This is a genomic window from Vibrio gigantis, assembly GCF_024347515.1.
Taxonomy (GTDB): domain Bacteria; phylum Pseudomonadota; class Gammaproteobacteria; order Enterobacterales; family Vibrionaceae; genus Vibrio; species Vibrio gigantis.
Window position 1 is genome coordinate 3,389,623 of record NZ_AP025492.1, and the last position, 16,513, is coordinate 3,406,135.

5 tRNA genes and 8 rRNA genes are annotated in these 16,513 nt (G+C 49.4%); all 13 read right to left on the reverse strand.

The features are described from left to right. Positions 1 to 14: 14 nt before the first annotated feature. Positions 15 to 2,908: ribosomal RNA gene (locus OCV56_RS15255) — 23S ribosomal RNA — on the reverse strand. Between the two features lie 363 nt (positions 2,909 to 3,271). Further along, positions 3,272 to 3,347: transfer RNA gene (locus OCV56_RS15260), tRNA-Val, on the reverse strand. 32 nt (positions 3,348 to 3,379) lie between these two features. Further along, positions 3,380 to 3,455 (reverse strand) — tRNA-Lys (locus OCV56_RS15265). 2 nt (positions 3,456 to 3,457) lie between these two features. Next, positions 3,458 to 3,533 (reverse strand) — tRNA-Glu (locus tag OCV56_RS15270). An 89-nt stretch (positions 3,534 to 3,622) separates the two neighbouring features. Beyond that, a 16S ribosomal RNA gene (locus tag OCV56_RS15275) occupies positions 3,623 to 5,177 on the reverse strand. 390 nt (positions 5,178 to 5,567) lie between these two features. Next, positions 5,568 to 5,683 (reverse strand): 5S ribosomal RNA (gene rrf / locus OCV56_RS15280). Between the two features lie 95 nt (positions 5,684 to 5,778). Continuing rightward, positions 5,779 to 8,672, reverse strand: a 23S ribosomal RNA gene (locus OCV56_RS15285). A gap of 297 nt (positions 8,673 to 8,969) precedes the next feature. Continuing rightward, positions 8,970 to 9,045, reverse strand: a tRNA-Ala gene (locus OCV56_RS15290). A gap of 14 nt (positions 9,046 to 9,059) precedes the next feature. Beyond that, a tRNA-Ile gene (locus tag OCV56_RS15295) sits at positions 9,060 to 9,136 on the reverse strand. A gap of 67 nt (positions 9,137 to 9,203) precedes the next feature. After that, positions 9,204 to 10,758: ribosomal RNA gene (locus tag OCV56_RS15300) — 16S ribosomal RNA — on the reverse strand. Positions 10,759 to 11,148: 390 nt separating this feature from the next. After that, a 5S ribosomal RNA gene (gene rrf, locus OCV56_RS15305) occupies positions 11,149 to 11,264 on the reverse strand. Between the two features lie 95 nt (positions 11,265 to 11,359). After that, positions 11,360 to 14,253 (reverse strand): 23S ribosomal RNA (locus OCV56_RS15310). Between the two features lie 350 nt (positions 14,254 to 14,603). Beyond that, a 16S ribosomal RNA gene (locus OCV56_RS15315) occupies positions 14,604 to 16,158 on the reverse strand. Together the 16S, 23S and 5S rRNA genes with 5 tRNA genes alongside form the textbook arrangement of a ribosomal RNA operon. Positions 16,159 to 16,513: the final 355 nt, after the last annotated feature.

Sequence of the window (16,513 nt, forward strand, 5' to 3'; positions counted from 1 at the left end):
CCCTTGGGTGTTGTATGGTTAAGCCTCACGGGCAATTAGTACAGGTTAGCTCAATGCCTCGCAGCACTTACACACCCTGCCTATCAACGTCGTAGTCTACGACAACCCTTTAGGACGCTTAAAGCGTCAGGGAAAACTCATCTCAAGGCTCGCTTCCCGCTTAGATGCTTTCAGCGGTTATCGATTCCGAACTTAGCTACCGGGCAATGCCATTGGCATGACAACCCGAACACCAGAGGTTCGTCCACTCCGGTCCTCTCGTACTAGGAGCAGCCCCTTTCAATTTTCCAACGCCCACGGCAGATAGGGACCGAACTGTCTCACGACGTTCTAAACCCAGCTCGCGTACCACTTTAAATGGCGAACAGCCATACCCTTGGGACCGACTTCAGCCCCAGGATGTGATGAGCCGACATCGAGGTGCCAAACACCGCCGTCGATATGAACTCTTGGGCGGTATCAGCCTGTTATCCCCGGAGTACCTTTTATCCGTTGAGCGATGGCCCTTCCATTCAGAACCACCGGATCACTATGACCTGCTTTCGCACCTGCTCGAATTGTCATTCTCGCAGTCAAGCGGGCTTATGCCATTGCACTAACCACACGATGTCCAACCGTGTTTAGCCCACCTTCGTGCTCCTCCGTTACTCTTTGGGAGGAGACCGCCCCAGTCAAACTACCCACCAGGCACTGTCCGTAATCCCGATTCAGGGACCAACGTTAGAACATCAAAACTACAAGGGTGGTATTTCAAGGACGACTCCACCACATCTAGCGACGCGGTTTCAAAGTCTCCCACCTATCCTACACATGTAGGTTCAATGTTCAGTGCCAAGCTGTAGTAAAGGTTCACGGGGTCTTTCCGTCTAGCCGCGGGTACACTGCATCTTCACAGCGATTTCAATTTCACTGAGTCTCGGGTGGAGACAGCGTGGCCATCATTACGCCATTCGTGCAGGTCGGAACTTACCCGACAAGGAATTTCGCTACCTTAGGACCGTTATAGTTACGGCCGCCGTTTACCGGGGCTTCGATCAAGAGCTTCGACCGAAGTCTAACCCCATCAATTAACCTTCCGGCACCGGGCAGGCGTCACACCGTATACGTCATCTTACGATTTTGCACAGTGCTGTGTTTTTAATAAACAGTTGCAGCCACCTGGTATCTGCGACTCTCGTCTGCTCCATCCGCAAGGGACTTCACTGATAAGAGCGTACCTTCTCCCGAAGTTACGGTACCATTTTGCCTAGTTCCTTCACCCGAGTTCTCTCAAGCGCCTTGGTATTCTCTACCCGACCACCTGTGTCGGTTTGGGGTACGATTCCTTACAATCTGAAGCTTAGAGGCTTTTCCTGGAAGCATGGCATCAATGACTTCACTACCGTAGTAGCTCGACATCGTATCTCAGCGTTAATGAAAGTCCGGATTTACCTAAACTTTCCGCCTACGTACTTGAACCTGGACAACCGTCGCCAGGCCCACCTAGCCTTCTCCGTCCCCCCATCGCAATTGTAAGAAGTACGGGAATATTAACCCGTTTCCCATCGACTACGCCTTTCGGCCTCGCCTTAGGAGTCGACTTACCCTGCCCCGATTAACGTTGGACAGGAACCCTTGGTCTTCCGGCGAGGGAGTTTTTCACTCCCTTTATCGTTACTCATGTCAGCATTCGCACTTCTGATACCTCCAGCAGCCCTTACAGACCACCTTCAACGGCTTACAGAACGCTCCCCTACCCCACATACCCTAAGGTACGTAGCCGCAGCTTCGGTGTATAGCTTAGCCCCGTTACATCTTCCGCGCAGGCCGACTCGACCAGTGAGCTATTACGCTTTCTTTAAATGATGGCTGCTTCTAAGCCAACATCCTGGCTGTCTGAGCCTTCCCACATCGTTTCCCACTTAGCTATACTTTGGGACCTTAGCTGGCGGTCTGGGTTGTTTCCCTCTCCACGACGGACGTTAGCACCCGCCGTGTGTCTCCCGGATAGTACTTACTGGTATTCGGAGTTTGCAAAGGGTTGGTAAGTCGGGATGACCCCCTAGCCTTAACAGTGCTCTACCCCCAGTAGTATTCGTCCGAGGCGCTACCTAAATAGCTTTCGGGGAGAACCAGCTATCTCCAGGTTTGATTGGCCTTTCACCCCTAGCCACAAGTCATCCGCTAATTTTTCAACATTAGTCGGTTCGGTCCTCCAGTTGATGTTACTCAACCTTCAACCTGCCCATGGCTAGATCACCTGGTTTCGGGTCTAATCCTAGCAACTGTACGCCCAGTTAAGACTCGGTTTCCCTACGGCTCCCCTAAACGGTTAACCTTGCTACTAAAATTAAGTCGCTGACCCATTATACAAAAGGTACGCAGTCACACCACGAAGGTGCTCCTACTGCTTGTACGTACACGGTTTCAGGTTCTATTTCACTCCCCTCACAGGGGTTCTTTTCGCCTTTCCCTCACGGTACTGGTTCACTATCGGTCAGTCAGTAGTATTTAGCCTTGGAGGATGGTCCCCCCATATTCAGACAGGATATCACGTGTCCCGCCCTACTCGTTTTCACTGATTATGATGTGTCGGTTACGGGGCTATCACCCTTTATTGCGAGACTTTCCAGACTCTTCACCTGCATCATTAAAAGCTTAAGGGCTAATCCAATTTCGCTCGCCGCTACTTTCGGAATCTCGGTTGATTTCTCTTCCTCGGGGTACTTAGATGTTTCAGTTCCCCCGGTTTGCCTCCTGTTGCTATGTATTCACAACAGGATACTTACTTATGTAAGTGGGTTTCCCCATTCAGGAATCCCAGACTCAAAAGGTTATTACTACCTAATCTGGGCTTATCGCAAGTTATTACGCCTTTCATCGCCTCTGACTGCCAAGGCATCCACCGTGTACGCTTAGTCACTTAACCATACAACCCGAAAGGGTCTTAGTGTATGGCAACTAACCAAGGTTTTTGGTTGTCATCAAGAAGGGTTAATTCTTGATAACTGTTTGCCGGACTCAATTGTGAATCAAATAAATTTGATTCGAATACAAGACACTTGAATGTGTTTGTTGTGTTTACCTAAAAGGTAAACATTGAGAACTTTTAAATTTGATTGAATTACTCGTAAGTAATCAATCAGTCAGCTTTCCAAATTGTTAAAGAGCATGAGACTTTAAGAACCAGTGTTCTAAAATTCACATTTTCTAAAGACTCTCACAGTCGAAAAATCCAACCAGCGACATAAGAAGTGGTTTGGAGTTTTAACTTCCAAGAATATTTAGAGAATGGTGGGCGATACCGGGCTCGAACCAGTGACCCCCTGCTTGTAAGGCAGGTGCTCTCCCAACTGAGCTAATCGCCCACGATAGTTTTAATTCCTTCGCGGAGAAAGAATGGTGGGTCGTGCAGGATTCGAACCTGCGACCAATTGATTAAAAGTCAACTGCTCTACCAACTGAGCTAACGACCCAATGGTATCCCGTAGGGGAGTCGAACCCCTGTTACCGCCGTGAAAGGGCGGTGTCCTAGGCCTCTAGACGAACGGGACACTGGATTGAAGAACTTGGGAGTTCTTCGTCTCTTTTACTTTCTAAACCTAATCAATCTGTGTGGACACTCATCGTGGATATCTTCGTATAAGGAGGTGATCCAGCCCCAGGTTCCCCTAGGGCTACCTTGTTACGACTTCACCCCAGTCATGAACCACAAAGTGGTGAGCGTCCTCCCCGAAAGGTTAAACTACCCACTTCTTTTGCAGCCCACTCCCATGGTGTGACGGGCGGTGTGTACAAGGCCCGGGAACGTATTCACCGTGACATTCTGATTCACGATTACTAGCGATTCCGACTTCATGGAGTCGAGTTGCAGACTCCAATCCGGACTACGACGCACTTTTTGGGATTCGCTCACTATCGCTAGCTTGCTGCCCTCTGTATGCGCCATTGTAGCACGTGTGTAGCCCTACTCGTAAGGGCCATGATGACTTGACGTCGTCCCCACCTTCCTCCGGTTTATCACCGGCAGTCTCCCTGGAGTTCCCGACATTACTCGCTGGCAAACAAGGATAAGGGTTGCGCTCGTTGCGGGACTTAACCCAACATTTCACAACACGAGCTGACGACAGCCATGCAGCACCTGTCTCAGAGCTCCCGAAGGCACACCTGCGTCTCCGCTGGCTTCTCTGGATGTCAAGAGTAGGTAAGGTTCTTCGCGTTGCATCGAATTAAACCACATGCTCCACCGCTTGTGCGGGCCCCCGTCAATTCATTTGAGTTTTAATCTTGCGACCGTACTCCCCAGGCGGTCTACTTAACGCGTTAGCTCCGAAAGCCACGGCTCAAGGCCACAACCTCCAAGTAGACATCGTTTACGGCGTGGACTACCAGGGTATCTAATCCTGTTTGCTCCCCACGCTTTCGCATCTGAGTGTCAGTATCTGTCCAGGGGGCCGCCTTCGCCACTGGTATTCCTTCAGATCTCTACGCATTTCACCGCTACACCTGAAATTCTACCCCCCTCTACAGTACTCTAGTTCACCAGTTTCAAATGCAGTTCCGAGGTTGAGCCCCGGGCTTTCACATCTGACTTAATGAACCACCTGCATGCGCTTTACGCCCAGTAATTCCGATTAACGCTCGCACCCTCCGTATTACCGCGGCTGCTGGCACGGAGTTAGCCGGTGCTTCTTCTGTTGCTAACGTCAAGAGATAGCGCTATTAACGCTACCCCCTTCCTCACAACTGAAAGTACTTTACAACCCGAAGGCCTTCTTCATACACGCGGCATGGCTGCATCAGGCTTTCGCCCATTGTGCAATATTCCCCACTGCTGCCTCCCGTAGGAGTCTGGACCGTGTCTCAGTTCCAGTGTGGCTGATCATCCTCTCAGACCAGCTAGGGATCGTCGCCTTGGTGAGCCATTACCTCACCAACTAGCTAATCCCACCTAGGCATATCTTGACGCGAGAGGCCCGAAGGTCCCCCTCTTTGGCCCGTAGGCATTATGCGGTATTAGCCATCGTTTCCAATGGTTATCCCCCACATCAAGGCAATTTCCTAGGCATTACTCACCCGTCCGCCGCTCGACGCCCATTAACGCACCCGAAGGATTGTTAGTGTCGTTTCCGCTCGACTTGCATGTGTTAGGCCTGCCGCCAGCGTTCAATCTGAGCCATGATCAAACTCTTCAATTTAAGATTTTGTGACTCAACGAATACTGACTTCAAAACTACTGTGTAATTTTAAAGTTATTATCATTCCAACAGAATGATAATGAATTGACTGTGCCAAATAACCCCTCTCTATAAAGAAAGTAATTATTCGTATTGGTCACTCAGTTCATTGAAATCAATTTTGATTCCGAAGAATCTGTTTTATCTAACGATAAAACGTTTTGATATTCATCAACGAGTGCCCACACAGATTGATAGGTTTAAATTGTTAAAGAGCTTTGCTTTCAGTGCCTTAGCACTTAAGCAGGACGCGTATAATACGCTTTCTACTTTGAAAGTCAACATAAAATACTAAGAAAACTTAGAACTCTATGGTGACTTGTCTAGAAACTAGACAAAGTCGAAATTAAAGCCTGGCGATGTCCTACTCTCACATGGGGAAGCCCCACACTACCATCGGCGCTATTGTGTTTCACTTCTGAGTTCGGCATGGAATCAGGTGGGTCCACAATGCTATGGTCGCCAAGCAAATTTTAAAATTCGGAAAGCTGTTTTTGTTCTCTTCAAACTCATTCAAGCGTTTGGTATTTCTTTGAGTCCATCAAAACCCCTTGGGTGTTGTATGGTTAAGCCTCACGGGCAATTAGTACAGGTTAGCTCAATGCCTCGCAGCACTTACACACCCTGCCTATCAACGTCGTAGTCTACGACAACCCTTTAGGACGCTTAAAGCGTCAGGGAAAACTCATCTCAAGGCTCGCTTCCCGCTTAGATGCTTTCAGCGGTTATCGATTCCGAACTTAGCTACCGGGCAATGCCATTGGCATGACAACCCGAACACCAGAGGTTCGTCCACTCCGGTCCTCTCGTACTAGGAGCAGCCCCTTTCAATTTTCCAACGCCCACGGCAGATAGGGACCGAACTGTCTCACGACGTTCTAAACCCAGCTCGCGTACCACTTTAAATGGCGAACAGCCATACCCTTGGGACCGACTTCAGCCCCAGGATGTGATGAGCCGACATCGAGGTGCCAAACACCGCCGTCGATATGAACTCTTGGGCGGTATCAGCCTGTTATCCCCGGAGTACCTTTTATCCGTTGAGCGATGGCCCTTCCATTCAGAACCACCGGATCACTATGACCTGCTTTCGCACCTGCTCGAATTGTCATTCTCGCAGTCAAGCGGGCTTATGCCATTGCACTAACCACACGATGTCCAACCGTGTTTAGCCCACCTTCGTGCTCCTCCGTTACTCTTTGGGAGGAGACCGCCCCAGTCAAACTACCCACCAGGCACTGTCCGTAATCCCGATTCAGGGACCAACGTTAGAACATCAAAACTACAAGGGTGGTATTTCAAGGACGACTCCACCACATCTAGCGACGCGGTTTCAAAGTCTCCCACCTATCCTACACATGTAGGTTCAATGTTCAGTGCCAAGCTGTAGTAAAGGTTCACGGGGTCTTTCCGTCTAGCCGCGGGTACACTGCATCTTCACAGCGATTTCAATTTCACTGAGTCTCGGGTGGAGACAGCGTGGCCATCATTACGCCATTCGTGCAGGTCGGAACTTACCCGACAAGGAATTTCGCTACCTTAGGACCGTTATAGTTACGGCCGCCGTTTACCGGGGCTTCGATCAAGAGCTTCGACCGAAGTCTAACCCCATCAATTAACCTTCCGGCACCGGGCAGGCGTCACACCGTATACGTCATCTTACGATTTTGCACAGTGCTGTGTTTTTAATAAACAGTTGCAGCCACCTGGTATCTGCGACTCTCGTCTGCTCCATCCGCAAGGGACTTCACTGATAAGAGCGTACCTTCTCCCGAAGTTACGGTACCATTTTGCCTAGTTCCTTCACCCGAGTTCTCTCAAGCGCCTTGGTATTCTCTACCCGACCACCTGTGTCGGTTTGGGGTACGATTCCTTACAATCTGAAGCTTAGAGGCTTTTCCTGGAAGCATGGCATCAATGACTTCACTACCGTAGTAGCTCGACATCGTATCTCAGCGTTAATGAAAGTCCGGATTTACCTAAACCACCCGCCTACGTACTTGAACCTGGACAACCGTCGCCAGGCCCACCTAGCCTTCTCCGTCCCCCCATCGCAATTGTAAGAAGTACGGGAATATTAACCCGTTTCCCATCGACTACGCCTTTCGGCCTCGCCTTAGGAGTCGACTTACCCTGCCCCGATTAACGTTGGACAGGAACCCTTGGTCTTCCGGCGAGGGAGTTTTTCACTCCCTTTATCGTTACTCATGTCAGCATTCGCACTTCTGATACCTCCAGCAGCCCTTACAGACCACCTTCAACGGCTTACAGAACGCTCCCCTACCCCACATACCCTAAGGTACGTAGCCGCAGCTTCGGTGTATAGCTTAGCCCCGTTACATCTTCCGCGCAGGCCGACTCGACCAGTGAGCTATTACGCTTTCTTTAAATGATGGCTGCTTCTAAGCCAACATCCTGGCTGTCTGAGCCTTCCCACATCGTTTCCCACTTAGCTATACTTTGGGACCTTAGCTGGCGGTCTGGGTTGTTTCCCTCTCCACGACGGACGTTAGCACCCGCCGTGTGTCTCCCGGATAGTACTTACTGGTATTCGGAGTTTGCAAAGGGTTGGTAAGTCGGGATGACCCCCTAGCCTTAACAGTGCTCTACCCCCAGTAGTATTCGTCCGAGGCGCTACCTAAATAGCTTTCGGGGAGAACCAGCTATCTCCAGGTTTGATTGGCCTTTCACCCCTAGCCACAAGTCATCCGCTAATTTTTCAACATTAGTCGGTTCGGTCCTCCAGTTGATGTTACTCAACCTTCAACCTGCCCATGGCTAGATCACCTGGTTTCGGGTCTAATCCTAGCAACTGTACGCCCAGTTAAGACTCGGTTTCCCTACGGCTCCCCTAAACGGTTAACCTTGCTACTAAAATTAAGTCGCTGACCCATTATACAAAAGGTACGCAGTCACACCACGAAGGTGCTCCTACTGCTTGTACGTACACGGTTTCAGGTTCTATTTCACTCCCCTCACAGGGGTTCTTTTCGCCTTTCCCTCACGGTACTGGTTCACTATCGGTCAGTCAGTAGTATTTAGCCTTGGAGGATGGTCCCCCCATATTCAGACAGGATATCACGTGTCCCGCCCTACTCGTTTTCACTGATTATGATGTGTCGGTTACGGGGCTATCACCCTTTATTGCGAGACTTTCCAGACTCTTCACCTGCATCATTAAAAGCTTAAGGGCTAATCCAATTTCGCTCGCCGCTACTTTCGGAATCTCGGTTGATTTCTCTTCCTCGGGGTACTTAGATGTTTCAGTTCCCCCGGTTTGCCTCCTGTTGCTATGTATTCACAACAGGATACTTACTTATGTAAGTGGGTTTCCCCATTCAGGAATCCCAGACTCAAAAGGTTATTACTACCTAATCTGGGCTTATCGCAAGTTATTACGCCTTTCATCGCCTCTGACTGCCAAGGCATCCACCGTGTACGCTTAGTCACTTAACCATACAACCCGAAAGGGTCTTAATGTATGGCAACTAACCAAGGTTTTTGGTTGTCATCAAGAAGGGTTAATTCTTGATAACTGTTTGCCGGACTCAATTGTGAATCAATGTAAACATTGATTCGAATACAAGACACTTGAATGTGTTTGTTGTGTTTACCTTAAAGGTAAACATTGAGAACTTTTAAATTTGATTGAATTACTCGTAAGTAATCAATCAGTCAGCTTTCCAAATTGTTAAAGAGCTTGATTCATAAATGAACCATTTTTAAAGATTCTTAGGGAAAAACCCTTAAAGATGGTGGAGCTATGCGGGATCGAACCGCAGACCTCCTGCGTGCAAGGCAGGCGCTCTCCCAGCTGAGCTATAGCCCCATCTAGGTCGATATTGGTGGGTCTGAGTGGACTTGAACCACCGACCTCCCGCTTATCAGGCGAGCGCTCTAACCAGCTGAGCTACAGACCCAATATCGTCTCTTAACTTTTCTAAACCTAATCAATCTGTGTGGACACTCATCGTAAGTATCTTCGTATAAGGAGGTGATCCAGCCCCAGGTTCCCCTAGGGCTACCTTGTTACGACTTCACCCCAGTCATGAACCACAAAGTGGTGAGCGTCCTCCCCGAAAGGTTAAACTACCCACTTCTTTTGCAGCCCACTCCCATGGTGTGACGGGCGGTGTGTACAAGGCCCGGGAACGTATTCACCGTGACATTCTGATTCACGATTACTAGCGATTCCGACTTCATGGAGTCGAGTTGCAGACTCCAATCCGGACTACGACGCACTTTTTGGGATTCGCTCACTATCGCTAGCTTGCTGCCCTCTGTATGCGCCATTGTAGCACGTGTGTAGCCCTACTCGTAAGGGCCATGATGACTTGACGTCGTCCCCACCTTCCTCCGGTTTATCACCGGCAGTCTCCCTGGAGTTCCCGACATTACTCGCTGGCAAACAAGGATAAGGGTTGCGCTCGTTGCGGGACTTAACCCAACATTTCACAACACGAGCTGACGACAGCCATGCAGCACCTGTCTCAGAGCTCCCGAAGGCACACCTGCGTCTCCGCTGGCTTCTCTGGATGTCAAGAGTAGGTAAGGTTCTTCGCGTTGCATCGAATTAAACCACATGCTCCACCGCTTGTGCGGGCCCCCGTCAATTCATTTGAGTTTTAATCTTGCGACCGTACTCCCCAGGCGGTCTACTTAACGCGTTAGCTCCGAAAGCCACGGCTCAAGGCCACAACCTCCAAGTAGACATCGTTTACGGCGTGGACTACCAGGGTATCTAATCCTGTTTGCTCCCCACGCTTTCGCATCTGAGTGTCAGTATCTGTCCAGGGGGCCGCCTTCGCCACTGGTATTCCTTCAGATCTCTACGCATTTCACCGCTACACCTGAAATTCTACCCCCCTCTACAGTACTCTAGTTCACCAGTTTCAAATGCAGTTCCGAGGTTGAGCCCCGGGCTTTCACATCTGACTTAATGAACCACCTGCATGCGCTTTACGCCCAGTAATTCCGATTAACGCTCGCACCCTCCGTATTACCGCGGCTGCTGGCACGGAGTTAGCCGGTGCTTCTTCTGTTGCTAACGTCAAGAGATAGCGCTATTAACGCTACCCCCTTCCTCACAACTGAAAGTACTTTACAACCCGAAGGCCTTCTTCATACACGCGGCATGGCTGCATCAGGCTTTCGCCCATTGTGCAATATTCCCCACTGCTGCCTCCCGTAGGAGTCTGGACCGTGTCTCAGTTCCAGTGTGGCTGATCATCCTCTCAGACCAGCTAGGGATCGTCGCCTTGGTGAGCCATTACCTCACCAACTAGCTAATCCCACCTAGGCATATCTTGACGCGAGAGGCCCGAAGGTCCCCCTCTTTGGCCCGTAGGCATTATGCGGTATTAGCCATCGTTTCCAATGGTTATCCCCCACATCAAGGCAATTTCCTAGGCATTACTCACCCGTCCGCCGCTCGACGCCCATTAACGCACCCGAAGGATTGTTAGTGTCGTTTCCGCTCGACTTGCATGTGTTAGGCCTGCCGCCAGCGTTCAATCTGAGCCATGATCAAACTCTTCAATTTAAGATTTTGTGACTCAACGAATACTGACTTCAAAACTACTGTGTAATTTTAAAGTTATTATCATTCCAACAGAATGATAATGAATTGACTGTGCCAAATAACCCCTCTCTATAAAGAAAGTAATTATTCGTATTGGTCACTCAGTTCATTGAAATCAATTTTGATTCCGAAGAATCTGTTTTATCTAACGATAAAACGTTTTGATATTCATCAACGAGTGCCCACACAGATTGATAGGTTTAAATTGTTAAAGAGCTTTGCTTTCAGTGCCTTAGCACTTAAGCAGGACGCGTATAATACGCTTTCTACTTTGAAAGTCAACATAAAATACTAAGAAAACTTAGAACCCTATGGTGACTTGTCTAGAAACTAGACAAAGTCGAAATTAAAGCCTGGCGATGTCCTACTCTCACATGGGGAAGCCCCACACTACCATCGGCGCTATTGTGTTTCACTTCTGAGTTCGGCATGGAATCAGGTGGGTCCACAATGCTATGGTCGCCAAGCAAATTTTAAAATTCGGAAAGCTGTTTTTGTTCTCTTCAAACTCATTCAAGCGTTTGGTATTTCTTTGAGTCCATCAAAACCCCTTGGGTGTTGTATGGTTAAGCCTCACGGGCAATTAGTACAGGTTAGCTCAATGCCTCGCAGCACTTACACACCCTGCCTATCAACGTCGTAGTCTACGACAACCCTTTAGGACACTTAAAGTGTCAGGGAAAACTCATCTCAAGGCTCGCTTCCCGCTTAGATGCTTTCAGCGGTTATCGATTCCGAACTTAGCTACCGGGCAATGCCATTGGCATGACAACCCGAACACCAGAGGTTCGTCCACTCCGGTCCTCTCGTACTAGGAGCAGCCCCTTTCAATTTTCCAACGCCCACGGCAGATAGGGACCGAACTGTCTCACGACGTTCTAAACCCAGCTCGCGTACCACTTTAAATGGCGAACAGCCATACCCTTGGGACCGACTTCAGCCCCAGGATGTGATGAGCCGACATCGAGGTGCCAAACACCGCCGTCGATATGAACTCTTGGGCGGTATCAGCCTGTTATCCCCGGAGTACCTTTTATCCGTTGAGCGATGGCCCTTCCATTCAGAACCACCGGATCACTATGACCTGCTTTCGCACCTGCTCGAATTGTCATTCTCGCAGTCAAGCGGGCTTATGCCATTGCACTAACCACACGATGTCCAACCGTGTTTAGCCCACCTTCGTGCTCCTCCGTTACTCTTTGGGAGGAGACCGCCCCAGTCAAACTACCCACCAGGCACTGTCCGTAATCCCGATTCAGGGACCAACGTTAGAACATCAAAACTACAAGGGTGGTATTTCAAGGACGACTCCACCACATCTAGCGACGCGGTTTCAAAGTCTCCCACCTATCCTACACATGTAGGTTCAATGTTCAGTGCCAAGCTGTAGTAAAGGTTCACGGGGTCTTTCCGTCTAGCCGCGGGTACACTGCATCTTCACAGCGATTTCAATTTCACTGAGTCTCGGGTGGAGACAGCGTGGCCATCATTACGCCATTCGTGCAGGTCGGAACTTACCCGACAAGGAATTTCGCTACCTTAGGACCGTTATAGTTACGGCCGCCGTTTACCGGGGCTTCGATCAAGAGCTTCGACCGAAGTCTAACCCCATCAATTAACCTTCCGGCACCGGGCAGGCGTCACACCGTATACGTCATCTTACGATTTTGCACAGTGCTGTGTTTTTAATAAACAGTTGCAGCCACCTGGTATCTGCGACTCTCGTCTGCTCCATCCGCAAGGGACTTCACTGATAAGAGCGTACCTTCTCCCGAAGTTACGGTACCATTTTGCCTAGTTCCTTCACCCGAGTTCTCTCAAGCGCCTTGGTATTCTCTACCCGACCACCTGTGTCGGTTTGGGGTACGATTCCTTACAATCTGAAGCTTAGAGGCTTTTCCTGGAAGCATGGCATCAATGACTTCACTACCGTAGTAGCTCGACATCGTATCTCAGCGTTAATGAAAGTCCGGATTTACCTAAACTTTCCGCCTACGTACTTGAACCTGGACAACCGTCGCCAGGCCCACCTAGCCTTCTCCGTCCCCCCATCGCAATTGTAAGAAGTACGGGAATATTAACCCGTTTCCCATCGACTACGCCTTTCGGCCTCGCCTTAGGAGTCGACTTACCCTGCCCCGATTAACGTTGGACAGGAACCCTTGGTCTTCCGGCGAGGGAGTTTTTCACTCCCTTTATCGTTACTCATGTCAGCATTCGCACTTCTGATACCTCCAGCAGCCCTTACAGACCACCTTCAACGGCTTACAGAACGCTCCCCTACCCCACATACCCTAAGGTACGTAGCCGCAGCTTCGGTGTATAGCTTAGCCCCGTTACATCTTCCGCGCAGGCCGACTCGACCAGTGAGCTATTACGCTTTCTTTAAATGATGGCTGCTTCTAAGCCAACATCCTGGCTGTCTGAGCCTTCCCACATCGTTTCCCACTTAGCTATACTTTGGGACCTTAGCTGGCGGTCTGGGTTGTTTCCCTCTCCACGACGGACGTTAGCACCCGCCGTGTGTCTCCCGGATAGTACTTACTGGTATTCGGAGTTTGCAAAGGGTTGGTAAGTCGGGATGACCCCCTAGCCTTAACAGTGCTCTACCCCCAGTAGTATTCGTCCGAGGCGCTACCTAAATAGCTTTCGGGGAGAACCAGCTATCTCCAGGTTTGATTGGCCTTTCACCCCTAGCCACAAGTCATCCGCTAATTTTTCAACATTAGTCGGTTCGGTCCTCCAGTTGATGTTACTCAACCTTCAACCTGCCCATGGCTAGATCACCTGGTTTCGGGTCTAATCCTAGCAACTGTACGCCCAGTTAAGACTCGGTTTCCCTACGGCTCCCCTAAACGGTTAACCTTGCTACTAAAATTAAGTCGCTGACCCATTATACAAAAGGTACGCAGTCACACCACGAAGGTGCTCCTACTGCTTGTACGTACACGGTTTCAGGTTCTATTTCACTCCCCTCACAGGGGTTCTTTTCGCCTTTCCCTCACGGTACTGGTTCACTATCGGTCAGTCAGTAGTATTTAGCCTTGGAGGATGGTCCCCCCATATTCAGACAGGATATCACGTGTCCCGCCCTACTCGTTTTCACTGATTATGATGTGTCGGTTACGGGGCTATCACCCTTTATTGCGAGACTTTCCAGACTCTTCACCTGCATCATTAAAAGCTTAAGGGCTAATCCAATTTCGCTCGCCGCTACTTTCGGAATCTCGGTTGATTTCTCTTCCTCGGGGTACTTAGATGTTTCAGTTCCCCCGGTTTGCCTCCTGTTGCTATGTATTCACAACAGGATACTTACTTATGTAAGTGGGTTTCCCCATTCAGGAATCCCAGACTCAAAAGGTTATTACTACCTAATCTGGGCTTATCGCAAGTTATTACGCCTTTCATCGCCTCTGACTGCCAAGGCATCCACCGTGTACGCTTAGTCACTTAACCATACAACCCGAAAGGGTCTTAATGTATGGCAACTAACCAAGGTTTTTGGTTGTCATCAAGAAGGGTTAATTCTTGATAACTGTTTGCCGGACTCAATTGTGATTCAAACAAGTTTGAATCGAATACAAGACACTTGAATGTGTTTGTTGTGTTTATCATAAAGATAAACATTGAGAACTTTTAAATTTGATTGAATTACTCGTAAGTAATCAATCAGTCAGCTTTCCAAATTGTTAAAGAGCATAAAGCAAAAAGCTTTAATCAATAACTTACGTTATTAATTAAAGCTCTGGCTTTAACTAAATCTAAACCATCAATCTGTGTGGACACTCATCGTAAGTATCTTCGTATAAGGAGGTGATCCAGCCCCAGGTTCCCCTAGGGCTACCTTGTTACGACTTCACCCCAGTCATGAACCACAAAGTGGTGAGCGTCCTCCTCGAAAGGTTAAACTACCCACTTCTTTTGCAGCCCACTCCCATGGTGTGACGGGCGGTGTGTACAAGGCCCGGGAACGTATTCACCGTGACATTCTGATTCACGATTACTAGCGATTCCGACTTCATGGAGTCGAGTTGCAGACTCCAATCCGGACTACGACGCACTTTTTGGGATTCGCTCACTATCGCTAGCTTGCTGCCCTCTGTATGCGCCATTGTAGCACGTGTGTAGCCCTACTCGTAAGGGCCATGATGACTTGACGTCGTCCCCACCTTCCTCCGGTTTATCACCGGCAGTCTCCCTGGAGTTCCCGACATTACTCGCTGGCAAACAAGGATAAGGGTTGCGCTCGTTGCGGGACTTAACCCAACATTTCACAACACGAGCTGACGACAGCCATGCAGCACCTGTCTCAGAGCTCCCGAAGGCACACCTGCGTCTCCGCTGGCTTCTCTGGATGTCAAGAGTAGGTAAGGTTCTTCGCGTTGCATCGAATTAAACCACATGCTCCACCGCTTGTGCGGGCCCCCGTCAATTCATTTGAGTTTTAATCTTGCGACCGTACTCCCCAGGCGGTCTACTTAACGCGTTAGCTCCGAAAGCCACGGCTCAAGGCCACAACCTCCAAGTAGACATCGTTTACGGCGTGGACTACCAGGGTATCTAATCCTGTTTGCTCCCCACGCTTTCGCATCTGAGTGTCAGTATCTGTCCAGGGGGCCGCCTTCGCCACTGGTATTCCTTCAGATCTCTACGCATTTCACCGCTACACCTGAAATTCTACCCCCCTCTACAGTACTCTAGTTCACCAGTTTCAAATGCAGTTCCGAGGTTGAGCCCCGGGCTTTCACATCTGACTTAATGAACCACCTGCATGCGCTTTACGCCCAGTAATTCCGATTAACGCTCGCACCCTCCGTATTACCGCGGCTGCTGGCACGGAGTTAGCCGGTGCTTCTTCTGTTGCTAACGTCAAGAGATAGCGCTATTAACGCTACCCCCTTCCTCACAACTGAAAGTACTTTACAACCCGAAGGCCTTCTTCATACACGCGGCATGGCTGCATCAGGCTTTCGCCCATTGTGCAATATTCCCCACTGCTGCCTCCCGTAGGAGTCTGGACCGTGTCTCAGTTCCAGTGTGGCTGATCATCCTCTCAGACCAGCTAGGGATCGTCGCCTTGGTGAGCCATTACCTCACCAACTAGCTAATCCCACCTAGGCATATCTTGACGCGAGAGGCCCGAAGGTCCCCCTCTTTGGCCCGTAGGCATTATGCGGTATTAGCCATCGTTTCCAATGGTTATCCCCCACATCAAGGCAATTTCCTAGGCATTACTCACCCGTCCGCCGCTCGACGCCCATTAACGCACCCGAAGGATTGTTAGTGTCGTTTCCGCTCGACTTGCATGTGTTAGGCCTGCCGCCAGCGTTCAATCTGAGCCATGATCAAACTCTTCAATTTAAGATTTTGTGACTCAACGAATACTGACTTCAAAACTAATATTCATTCGCTCTTTTCGAAAAAGGAACGTGAACATGTAATTCTAAAGCTATTACCATTCCAACAGAATGATAATGAATTGACTGTGCCAAATAACCGAGGTTATTTGTATTGGTCACTCAGTTCATTGAAATCATTTTAATTCCGAAGAATCTGTTTTATCTAACGATAAAACATTTTGATATTCATCAACGAGTGCCCACACAGATTGATAGGTTTAAATTGTTAAAGAGCGCTAGCGTTTTGTGATTCATATCTCAGTCGCTAGGGGTGCGTACTATACCTGCACCACTTTGAGAGTCAAGGGTTATTTTCA